We start from the raw sequence: 12,058 nt of genomic DNA on the forward strand, positions 1-12,058 counted from the left end.
TCAAAAATGATTAATCCTGGAAACATTCTATTTTTTAAATTGATTTAAGTATAATTGCTGTTTTAAAAAAAAGTTTATATAAAAAGTAATAATCAGTTAAGACTTTGTTGTTTAATAAAATGAATCAGTATTTAAAAAATTATGGTCTATATCCATTAACCATTTTACTGGATTCGGCAAGTTTCAATTAATTTTGATTTTACAATGTATATTCATTAACCATCTCACCGGACTTAGCAAGTCTAATCAGTCTTTCAATCCTTTCAAATTCTTTATCGCTTAGCACTGGTTCAAGGTTTTCCACATCAATTTTACAATCTTTGATGTGGGAATATAATTTTCCAGGACTTCTCTCTAACATTAGGGGTTGATCTAATTTATAAACTCTAAGTAGCCATAGATAGATATTGTTCTGTGATAACTCCTGGGCAATGAATCTGGTAGTAACTATGCTAAGGTAATTATAGTTTATTAATTTTATGAATGGTATATTTATTATGTCCTTAACTTCTGCATAATATTTGACTTCATATTTCTTATCCTCCCTTGTAGGATATAGATTATCTTTTACAAATTCCTCATGTTTCTGTTTAAAACCATTTAATGTATCTTTTTTATTTGCATAAGTAATTGTAGGGTATAATAGGAAATTATCTTGTTTACTTTTGTATTTTTTAAATAGTACTGATTGTTTTCCCTGTCCTAACGCTTCTATAAGAACGTTCCACTCATTCATACAATTATTTATGTATCTACTCATATTTTCACGAATCTTTTAAAATTTTTATATGGAAATCTTTATTAAAAATTTTATTATACGTGTTTTGGAGTTGTTTCTTCATTTATGGTATTATAAATGAAACTGTGTTGACTTTTTTACTTCATTTTTTTTTAAATTATATGAAAATAATTTAAAATGTTGAATTTCAAGAATTTAGTTTAAAATCTAAAACTAGGATGTCAATAATCTAACAATAACAAATAAACAGATTAATATGACTATTATTAATATTACGGTTATTAAAGCGGCATTAGTATTATGGTGTGTTTCTTTCATTTTATCATCTTCATTTTTTTTATTGTAAGATCTGGAATTTTATTTACACAATTGATATAATGGTTAAACCGTTTTCAATTGTTTATATTGAATCTTTAATAAACTTTCTATTATTTTAGGATAAATATTCCATATTAAATGCACTTTTTAAAATACGCATCATTTATATATTAATCTTTACTACTTATTAAATTTTTTAATTAAATTATATTTTTATAATTTAATATCTATTGTTTTAATATTTTTATTCTATAAATATTTAGTTTTTTCATATGATTCTTATACAATTAATATTTTTTCAATTTTAATTGATGTTTTTAAATTAATGTTAATTATTTGTTTTTAATTTTAACATATTAAACTTTATATACAATTTTTTTAAAAAGCTGTTTAAAGACTTATTTATGCTATCTTAGAAAAAACCTGAGATTAATATGGAATTTTCTTGTCACTTAAATTACTTGTAATTTAATCTTAAAGAAATGTTTTTATCTGAATAATTTTAAACATATATCTGTTTTATATAAATTTTTATTGAGGTGTTTAATTTGATTACTCTATTTTTCTCAGGTACCGGTAATTGTTTATATGTTGCAAAAGAGATAGGTGGGGAAGTTTTAAATATTTCAGAATTATTGTGGTCTGATGAATATAACATTGAGGATGATGTGGTAGGCTTTGTTTTTCCATGTTATTATTATGGGGTTCCTAGAATCGTTGAAAGATTTATGAATGCTATGCAGGTTAAAGCAGATTATATTTTTGTTGTTGTAACTTATGGAACAACAGATGCAGGTACACTTGGTGACTGTGAAAGAATTCTTAAAAAAAGGGGATTAGAAATAGATTACTTCAATGATATTTGTATGGTTGATAATTATCTTCCTGTTTTTGACATGGATAAGGAAATTAAAAAGAAGGATGATGCTGAGATTCAGAGGAAAATTGATGAGATAGTATCTGATATCTATTCTAAAAAGGTTTATAAACCTAAAATCTCCATAATGGATAAAGTATTAACTAAGGCGTGTTCTGCAAAACGTCATAGGGGTGTGGTTGATGATGTGGATAAAAGGTTTACAGTTGATGATAATTGTACTGTATGCCGATTATGTGAAACGGTATGTCCTGTAAGAAATATTAGATTAACGGATTCTGAGGATAAAACCTTTAGATTTAATCATAGATGTGAATTTTGCATGGCATGTATTAATGTGTGTCCCCGCTCTGCAATTCATGTTAAATCTGAAAAAAGCAGTAAAAGATATATAAATCCACATATTAAAGTTAAAGAACTTAAAGTAGATTAAATATCGCTATTTTATTTGTTTCCTTTTAAGGGTCTAAAAATAGAATCTAATAGGTTAAAGTTCTATTTTATCTCTTTTTTTATAATATAAAAATAGAACTTAATAAATTAAAATTTCATCTGATTTCTTAATTGTCCACATACTCTTTTAATCCATTATAAAAACTTTTTAAAATCTCCTCACTAAATTGCTGTATTAATGTTTCACTATCCTTTGTCTTGATCTTGATAGTGCTTATTTTATCTGGAATAAATTCAATATCTGTAATGTCTTTATAGTATATCTTCTCTATACCTTTAGGCTTTGCTGTAAATGTTGATCTTTTCTCAATTAAAATGTTATCATCATCGAGAATGCATTTGCATCTTACATATTCATCTTTCTTTTTTCCTAAAAAGTTTTTTCCAGTCTCTAAAGTATTTCCATCCATTACATATATCTTATCATCTTCAGGGGCTTCGTCCTCAGGATCTGTTTCCTGACTATCCTCGGATTCCATGTCTTCGTTATGTGGTATGTCCTCTCCCCTAAGTTCGCTTCTTCTTTCAAATACCTTGTTTTTAGGTGTGTTTGTTAATTCAGCCACAAGTTCACAATAACGATTCTCAACTTTATCTGCTGTAAGTATTCCTGAGTCCGCTTCCTGTATCATTCTCTTTCTTGCCTCGGCCCAAAGATAGGTGTCTTTGGTAAAAGTAGATATAATATCCATAGGCTCTCCACTACATCTAATTTTACCTAGGTAATCGTTAATCTTGTCTGTTGTTGCTTTTAACTCAGGATTCTGATTTCCTCCAAACAATCCCATGTTGCTCACCACTATTTTTTTATTTATTATATGTTCTAATTTAGATTATAAATATTTTTATAAAATGGTAATTTATTTATATAAAAAGTTTAAAAATTAATAAAAAAATAGTTTGATAAAAAAAATCAGATTGTTTAATTAATTTTTATATAAAAGATAGGATATATTTAATTAATGGGGTTAAATTATGGAATCAATGTATTTGGTAAAGGCAGGTTTTCAAACTAAATTCTTTAAAGATTTTGAAGATGGTAATTATATAGGATTGCCTTCTGAATTTAGGGATTTGTCTAATGTAAATTCAAAGGAAGAATTAAGGAAATTAGCAAAAGAAGTTTATCCTGAATTGGATGAAAGAAACAGACGTAATATAACTAATATTATTGGTAAACTATTATTTGATTTTAATATTGATGATTATGTTATAACCTATGATGAGATGGAAAGGCAATATCTGATTGGAAATATTGTATCTGACTATAAATATGTGGAGGATATTGACACTCCCCATACAAGGGATATGAAATGGATTGGTAAAATAAACAGGGATGACCTACATGGTCATGTTAAGAAGAACTTGGAAGACAGTCATGATATTTTTAAAATCTCTGCCGAGTATGCAAGTGAAGTATTAGACGAACTTGCAGAAAATCCCGCTTAATTTTCTTTTTTTATCTATTTTTACTTCTTATCTTGTTTAATCTTTATCTAGTGATTTTTAAGTTTTTTTTATCATTGTTTTTTTGATTATTTTATTGTTTGTTTATCTGTTTTTTGAGGTTTTTTTTTTGGTTTTTCTTGCTTTTTCTAGTTATTGTTTCTTTGTTGTTTTTCTGGTTTATGTTTTTTTTTTATTTGTTAGTTGGTTCTTGTTTCTTTGTTGTTTTTCTGGTTTATGTTTTTTTTTTATTTGTTAGTTGGTTCTTGTTTCTTTGTTGTTTTCATGTTTTTTAGAGTTTTGATTCTTATTTTGGTCTATTTTATTAAATAATTATTTATTGATGGTTTTTTTAGATTATATTAATTCATTTAAGTCTAATCTATTTTCAACTATAAGATGTATTCTAAAATTATCTTTGTCCTCTTTAAGTTTAAGCTCTTTGATATTGTTATTGGTATTTTTAATCTCATTTATTAGTATGTAAAACTGATCTTCACTACATGTTCCATTGATTAGATAACTATCATCTTTCTTTTTAAGATTTAATTCATTGTTTTTCTCTTGTATGTCTTGATTTGGACTGTCGGTGGTTTTTTCTATATCCTTATCTAAATTACCTAACTCTTTTATGCCCTCTTCATAGTAGTTTTCAAATCTAGCATTTTCTTTAAAGAAGTTATAGATAAAATCATAGTCATTGAACTTATAGCTTTCATCTTCAATATCAAATTTAAGTATGTTATTTTCAACGAGTGTGTCTAATTTACTTTGAAGAATCATTCCATTTCCGAATTTGGAATCAATTGAATCCTTATTAAACTCGTTGTTAAGGGATTCAAATTTAAGTAAATCAATTAAATATCTTGTTGCACGTACCTTTCTGTGGCAGTCCTTACAGTATTCATTATATCCGTCTGCGGATTTTCTATTTTTACTAAATTTGGATAAATCTAGGTTTTTATTACATAGTCTACATCTTTTAGTGGGGGTCTTTTCGACATTGATCCCTTTAAGTGTAAAATCTCCCTCACCATATCTGTCAATAAAGGTTTTAAGTGTATCTCTGCTTTTTAGTTGGTATTCGTCAGTGCTATTGTCATGTTCTATTAAATCAAAATCTTCAAGATTCCATATGATGCCTTTAAGTTCAATAGGTTTAAGGTTTAAATCCTCAGTCTTAAATCTGTCTTCTATGGATATTGAATCTAATAGTTTAACAAGACTTCTAATGGCATTATACCTTTTTTTACAGGTTTTACATTTGTCGTCTTTTGAGGATTCAGGTAATTTATCTCCACAGACCCTACATCTTTTAGAATTATCCGTATCTCTTGATGTTAGAACGTCCTTTGAGGAGATTGTTTTTCTCCTATCATGCGTATTGGTTTTTCTGGTTTTTATGTCTCTATTTCTACCGGAGATTAGAACGTCCTTTGGGGAGATTGTTTTTTTCCTGGATCTTTTTCTTTTATTGATGTATTTTAGAGGTTTTTTAACTTTTGTGTGAGGTGTTGGTCTTTTCACATTATCGATTACAACATGATGTTCATTCTTTATCCCGTTTCCTAATTTGTCAATTTCAATGGTCGGGGTTTCTGTTTTTTTAACCTTGCCTTTGTAGTTTTCCTTTTCAATAAGTATGTTCTTGATTATGTAACTATTATAGGCTTTAAAGTCAGATTTTGGATTGCTTAGAATATAGTTGTTCTTTATCTTAACGGACAACTGGTATTTTATAAAAAGGTTTAATATATAACTTACAAATTCCGGATCTATAAACCTTTCCCTTAGATCATTTACATTAAAGGAATTTCCATATTCCTTCCTTATTTGCATATGGGCTGAAATCGCGATGATCTTATTAATACAGTTTATACACTTGTCCATGTGATTTTTTCTAAGTTCCAAAACATAGCTATTTTCATAGATATTGTCTAGTTTTGTATCTTCACCACAGATAACGCATTTATCCTGTGGCTCTGGTCTTTTAGCTATTTCTGATTCAATATCTGCTTTAATGTTAAGTCTGTTTTTCTGATTTAAATCAGAATCTATGGACTCTATTTCCTCACATACCCTATTTATATTTTCTATAAATTCATTGCCATCAATGGGGCCTATATAATAGAACTCTTTATTGTCATATTCTATTTTATCAAGTGAAGTGATCGTTTTTATATTTTTTCCTATAGGATGGACCTTAAAATAGTTGGGATTAATTAATATGGAGGTTTTTCCATTTTCTTTTACGAATAATCCGCTTGAATCCTTATTATAGTCTCCATTTTTGTCAAACTCAAGGATTAGGATTGGTTTAATTCCTTTAAAGCTATTTTTTCCATAGTTATATCCAAAGAAATATATAAAATTCTCTGTGTCTATAATTCTACTAAACCACATTCTTCTTTTTTTAGAGTAATTTAGGAATTTCGTTTTTATTTTAGGATTATTCTTATCATAAATTGGTTTTTTAAGACTTATGATTTTGCTAAACTCTGATGCTAATTTAGAATAAAGATTATTGTTTGCTCTATTTGTTGAATCAATTTCCTCAAAGTTTAATGTCATAATATCACAGGGTCATTTTTCATGGAATTTTTATTAAATAATTATATATATTTTATTATAGTATAGATATTCTTATATTTGTATAAAAGTTTTCTAGGATTTTTGATTATGGATAGAGTAAGTAAAAGTGAAGGTAAATTCTATATTTTTAAGTTTGATGAGAAATACCTAAATGATATTAATGATGGTAAAGCATTATTCTCACATAAAAAAAGAGGTGTTTTTCAGAAAATAGAGGCTAATGACAATATTCTACTTCTTTCAAAACATGATAATAAACTATCTTTTCTGGCTTATACCCAGGTCAGTGAGGTATTTGAGGATAACGATGAGGAGAACTTTAACCCTAGAAAATTAAAACTTAAAGGAATTAAATATTTTACATATCCCATCATATTAAAGGATATTGCAGATAAATTGGATTTTATAAGTAATCCTGATAAACCTTCAGGTTCCATTCAGGAGTATAAGGAAATCTCAATAAAGGATTTCAAATGTATTTATAATCAGTCTCCACATATAAATAAGTTACCTTATTATTTAAATAGGATAGATTTTAATCTTAAGGAATTTATCTTAGATAGTATGAAATCATTGTATGGTTTTTTAAAACAGTATAATGGAGGAAGAAATCAAATTGAGATTAAGACATTTATAAAGCTATTAAAGAATTTGTTATCTAATTATAACATTAATTTATCTTATAACGAGCTTAAAGACTTTTATGCTCATAATGTATGGCAATTAAATTTTAAGCATAATCCCTCAAGGGATCCTAATAAGTTTGTATATCTCTATGATTCCAATGGAGATAAACATAATTTCAGTTATATTAGCTTTATATCTTAAGATAATATTTTTAACTATATATTAGTTTTATATTGATAATCTTAACAGAGATAAGATACTTTTAATTATATTGTTAACTTCAAGATATGGTTGTATTTTAATTACATACATAATAAGATAAATATAAATTTCAGCTATTATTTTTTGATGGTAATAATTTAAATTTTTAATAATATTTAATTTCAAATAATAAATTATGATTAATATGGTTTTAATAAAGTAAAACCTTAATACATTTGCTTTTTTCATTTAAAAATTATAATGGGTTTGAGGATATATGGATAAAGAAGATATGATTAATGCATTAAAAAATGGTAATGTACCTAAAGATGGTGCAAGGGAATTATGTATTGGTCGAGATAAGGAAATAGAAGAATTTGAATATATTCTTGAAAGAGTTAAAGAGGGTAAATCTGTAGTGAAATTTATTGACGGTGAATTCGGTGCAGGTAAATCATTCTTTCTAAAGGTTATTGAAGAGATGGCATATCAGGATAACTTCGTAATTTCTAAGGTGACTTTAAGTAACTCTGTTCCATTTAATAAAATCGATGTTGTATATAGGAATATTGTGCAATCATTAACATGTAAAACAGGAACTAGTTTGAGACATATCATTGATAGATGGTACACGGATATTAGGGTAATGGCTTTGGAGGAGACAACTGATCCTGTAGAAGAGGAGGACATAGTACGCCAAACTATTCAGGATGATTTAAGACAAACACGTGAACACTCTAATTCATTTGCAGTTTCTATTGAAAACTATTGCAAGTTTCTAGATGAGGGTGATGAGGAAACTGCTAACTATGCTCAGGCATGGCTTCAGGGTGATTCAAATATTCCCTCCAAATTTAAAAGGAAATTTGGAGTTAAAGGTGATGTTACAAAAGAAAATACCTTTAATTTTATAGAGGCATTATCTGTTTTTATAAAATCTGTAGGATATTCTGGTCTGGTAGTTCTTATTGATGAGGCCGAATATATCATGAACTTGATAAGAACCAATATGAGGGATACTGCATATAACTATATGAGGGATATCTTTGATTTATCCAGTAGTAATGAGTTTGAAAATATTTTATTTGTGTTTGCAGGAACTCCAAGGTTATTCGATGATACTAAAAAGGGTATACCTTCCTATGAGGCATTGAATGATAGAATAGAGGATAAGGTTGACAGTGAATATAGGGATTTGAGAAAACCTATCATTGTGCTTCAGGGATTCACCGATGATGAACTTGTGGATATTAGTAAAAACATAATATCATTACATGAGGATGTTTATGATTGGAATGGTCAGGAATTGGTGTATCCTGTTTTAGATGATATTGTGGAGCATTATCAGCAAAACGCATCTTTAACTGGAGGTAGAGTTACTCCAAGATTATTTGTAAGATCAATTATAGCTATTTTGGATATAATTCAACAGAATCCAGATGACTTCACATCATCTGAGGATATTTTAAATATATTTGACGAGAAACAGTCAGAATTTATTGACTATGACTTTGATGATGATTGGGGATAATTATTATATGGGATGTATTGTCCCTATTTTTTCAGGATAAATTTTTTTTTAAATAATTTCTTAAGTTAGGAGGGAATATGACCAGTGTTGAAACTAGTTTAAACAGGGAAATTACTCATTTTCTATCTAATAGGTTAGGATTTAAAAGACTTAATGAGATTCAAAATAAGGCTATTCCACTTATATTGGATAAAAAAGACACTTTGATTATTTCCCCTACCGCATCAGGTAAAACCGAGGCAGCTTTAATACCGATATTTAATGATATTTTGGTAAATAAATTAGATTCTACTAGTGTATTATATATTGCTCCCTTAAAAGCATTAATTAATGATATGTCCTTACGTATAGAGCAATGGACTAGCTATTTCTATTTTTCATATACAAAATGGCATGGTGACGTTTCAAGAACCGCCAAAGATAACTTTATTAGGGACCCCACTGATTTTCTTTTAATAACCCCCGAGTCTTTGGAAGTCATAATGATGAATAGAAGTGAGGAGGACAGATTAAAAATATTCGGAAATATTCAATATATAATAATTGATGAGATACATTATTTTGTAGGTTCCGATAGGGGAATTCAATTAAACTCCCTTATAAGCCGATTATCAAAATATGTTAAAGGTAATCTAACTAAAATAGGTTTATCTGCAACTGTAGGAAATCCTGAATTAGTCGCCAAATGGTTAAACAAAGATGATCCTGCAGAAATCGTATCATCAGGTCATGGAAGAAATGTGAGATATCAGGTAAAACATTTGGATAATAGGACCATTCTTCAAACATTATCAAGGCATAGGATGAGGAAACTGCTTATATTTGTCTTATCAAGATTTGAGGTCGAATTCTATTATTCCCTTATCAAAAGGAATTTGAATATTAAAAATCTTTATCTCCATCATGCATCTATTTCCAAATCAAAAAGGGAAAATAATGAACATGAGTTTAAGGGAAACGTTAATGGCATTATGATATCTACCTCAACATTAGAGCTAGGTATTGATATCGGTGATATTAACATTGCTGTTCAGGTTGAGGCGCCATTAAGCATAACCTCATTTCTACAAAGAATAGGTCGTAGCGGACGTAAAACTAATAACCAGATGACCATAATCTTCGAGGTAGGTCTTGGATCTGTTATTGTCCTTGCTGAGATAATCCTTGTAAAGGAATATAAAATTGATGATATTGAAATACCTAGGAATGCTAAAGATATTCTATTCCATCAGATATTATCATCAATAGTACAATATGGTAAATGTAACTATAAACAATTGTATGATGAGCTTTCACAGGCATATGTATTTAGTGATATTTCTAAATCAGAATATACAAGACTTTTAAAGCATATGGATCAATTGGATTTGATTGATATAGAAAGGGAAGATTTAACGATTGGCTATAATTTTGAGAAGGAATTCGGAAGCCGTAATTTCTCGGAATTTTTCTCTGTATTTCCTACAAGCTATGATTATACTGTAAAATATGGTTCAAGAACAATTGGTACGGTAGACTCAACAGTAGTACTTAAGTTTACCAGGAATCAAAGTTTTGTTCTATCTGGAAATCTATGGACAATTAAAGATATAGACACCAATCAATATATTATAAGGGTTAAACCTGGAGTTGGTGATGGGGATATTTTAAGATGGGGAAAGGGTGTCATGCCTCTTTCTAGTCTGATTTCCCGTAAAGTTTATCAGATATTATGTGGAGATTATGATGAGTCCTATCTTAAAGGATTTGATGATTATTCAAGAAATAACATTAAATCAGCTATTGAAGTTGGAGAAGATATAGGTTTTAGGGAAGGTATAGTTCCAGTTGAAATAAAATCCAATACCGTTTCAATCTATACATTTGCTGGGGATAAAGCCAATATATTATTGTTGTATGTCCTTAAATCATTTTTCAAAATATCCTCAAATGATGTAAACCCTTTCTATCTTAGATTTAAAACTAATCAGAAAGTAAATTTCTCTGATATATGTTATATATTAAATAATATTCAGGATTATTTGTCAAATAAGATTATTGAAGAGAAATTATCCAAGGTAACAAGTGAATATGCTAAAAACAAGTTTATCAAATATCTGCCTGAGGAAGATAAGGTTGATGTTAAAATGAATGTAATGTTTGATAAAAAATCATTAGTTGATGTTTTAGATAATAATGAACCGGTACTTTTTGATAATATTGATTTTGGTACCTACTTTTCTGATGATGAGGAGTGGTCACGTTTTAGCTTATAGCAGAATCATATTCAATTTTTTTTGATTGTTTTTAAATTATTATATTTTTTTTTTTAATTTATTGGCTATTTTTTATAACTGGTTTTAATCTTTTTTCTAATCATTTTTTATTTTTTTATTTGATTATATTTTTTAATTTATTGGCTACCAATTCTATAAATGATATACTATTTCTCTATTAATTTTAGGTAGCATATGTTTGGATTATTATAGATTGGATCTTTTATTTTTGAAACTGATTTATTTGGGATTTTATACAATTTTTAAAAACTCTTAATATGAGCTATTTTTTCTAGATTACACTATTAAACTAAGATTTTTTTATTTCATGTCTGTTTTAACTATTTTTCCTATCTTATATTAAACAGTTTTTATAAAATCTGATTATTTTTATATGGTTCTTCTAATTTTTCCTACAAATAAATAGAAACTTTTATATACTTTAAGTTCTCTTTTGAATTATTATTTTATTTTATATATAAAGGAAGTTTTTTTAAGATATTTGATTAAATTTTGTGTATTACTTTTTATTATTTTGTGTAATATTTATATTATATTTTTATTATTTTCTGTTTTGCTTTTTAAAATTCATATTATCTTGTTTTTATTTATATTCCATTGTATTATAATTATGTTTAAAATAACATATTTTAAAATTAAATAATTTTATTCTAATAATATTTGATATATTAACTATATATTTTATTTAAAATTATATCTTTATATTATATTTTAACAATTTTTGCAATACTTTCTACTTTAATTTGTTAGTCTAAAACCTTTCGGTATAGTATGTGCTATATGTTATATGGCGTTGGTTTAAGATAAAATGTTTAATACATTATGTCAATGATAACTGTTTTTCCACATATAGTAAAATTTTATGATTATACAAAATATCAATCATTAGATTGATGATTTTTTTATGAGGACCTAATACAAAGTGTTAGGTGTGATGTTGGTTTAGTAGATGTGGTGAAATTTGATTGTTATTTTAACATGTCAAAAAATGTGTAACT

General features: G+C 27.2%; 8 protein-coding genes. 5 read left to right on the forward strand and 3 right to left on the reverse strand.

From position 1 onward, the window contains the following. Nucleotides 1–199 precede the first annotated feature (199 nt). Complete coding sequence (locus ON24_RS07330; protein WP_016357992.1) at nt 200–760, reverse strand: DUF1802 family protein; 561 nt, start codon at nt 758–760, stop codon at nt 200–202. Between the two features lie 845 nt (nt 761–1,605). Between ON24_RS07330 and ON24_RS07335 the strand changes: the two genes are divergently transcribed. After that, nucleotides 1,606–2,367, forward strand: coding sequence for an EFR1 family ferrodoxin (locus ON24_RS07335; RefSeq protein WP_040682478.1), 762 nt, complete (start codon nt 1,606–1,608; stop codon nt 2,365–2,367). A 127-nt stretch (nt 2,368–2,494) separates the two neighbouring features. Here the strand turns inward: ON24_RS07335 and ON24_RS07340 are convergent, their stop codons facing one another. After that, the gene (locus tag ON24_RS07340) at nt 2,495–3,175 is read right to left on the reverse strand and encodes a hypothetical protein (protein ID WP_040682479.1); all 681 of its coding nucleotides are present in this window, start codon (nt 3,173–3,175) and stop codon (nt 2,495–2,497) included. Between the two features lie 187 nt (nt 3,176–3,362). Between ON24_RS07340 and ON24_RS07345 the strand changes: the two genes are divergently transcribed. After that, nucleotides 3,363–3,836, forward strand: coding sequence for a hypothetical protein (locus tag ON24_RS07345; RefSeq protein ID WP_040682480.1), 474 nt, complete (start codon nt 3,363–3,365; stop codon nt 3,834–3,836). Between the two features lie 354 nt (nt 3,837–4,190). On the opposite strand, the gene ON24_RS07350 is transcribed toward ON24_RS07345, so the two are convergent. After that, a complete protein-coding gene (locus tag ON24_RS07350; RefSeq protein ID WP_040682481.1) occupies nt 4,191–6,404 on the reverse strand; it encodes a hypothetical protein in 2,214 nt (737 codons plus the stop codon). A gap of 108 nt (nt 6,405–6,512) precedes the next feature. Here ON24_RS07350 and ON24_RS07355 point away from each other — a divergent pair, with 108 nt between their 5' ends. From ON24_RS07355 to ON24_RS07365, 3 genes are all read left to right on the forward strand, one after another. Beyond that, the gene (locus tag ON24_RS07355) at nt 6,513–7,253 is read left to right on the forward strand and encodes an EVE domain-containing protein (RefSeq protein WP_050553596.1); all 741 of its coding nucleotides are present in this window, start codon (nt 6,513–6,515) and stop codon (nt 7,251–7,253) included. A 277-nt stretch (nt 7,254–7,530) separates the two neighbouring features. Continuing rightward, nucleotides 7,531–8,784, forward strand: a complete 1,254-nt coding sequence (locus ON24_RS07360; RefSeq protein WP_040682482.1) for a BREX system ATP-binding domain-containing protein — start codon at nt 7,531–7,533, stop codon at nt 8,782–8,784. A gap of 77 nt (nt 8,785–8,861) precedes the next feature. Then, the gene (locus tag ON24_RS07365) at nt 8,862–11,039 is read left to right on the forward strand and encodes a DEAD/DEAH box helicase (protein WP_050553597.1); all 2,178 of its coding nucleotides are present in this window, start codon (nt 8,862–8,864) and stop codon (nt 11,037–11,039) included. The last annotated feature ends 1,019 nt before the right edge of the window (nt 11,040–12,058 follow it).

This window comes from Methanobrevibacter boviskoreani JH1 (genome assembly GCF_000320505.1).
GTDB lineage: Archaea > Methanobacteriota > Methanobacteria > Methanobacteriales > Methanobacteriaceae > Methanarmilla > Methanarmilla boviskoreani.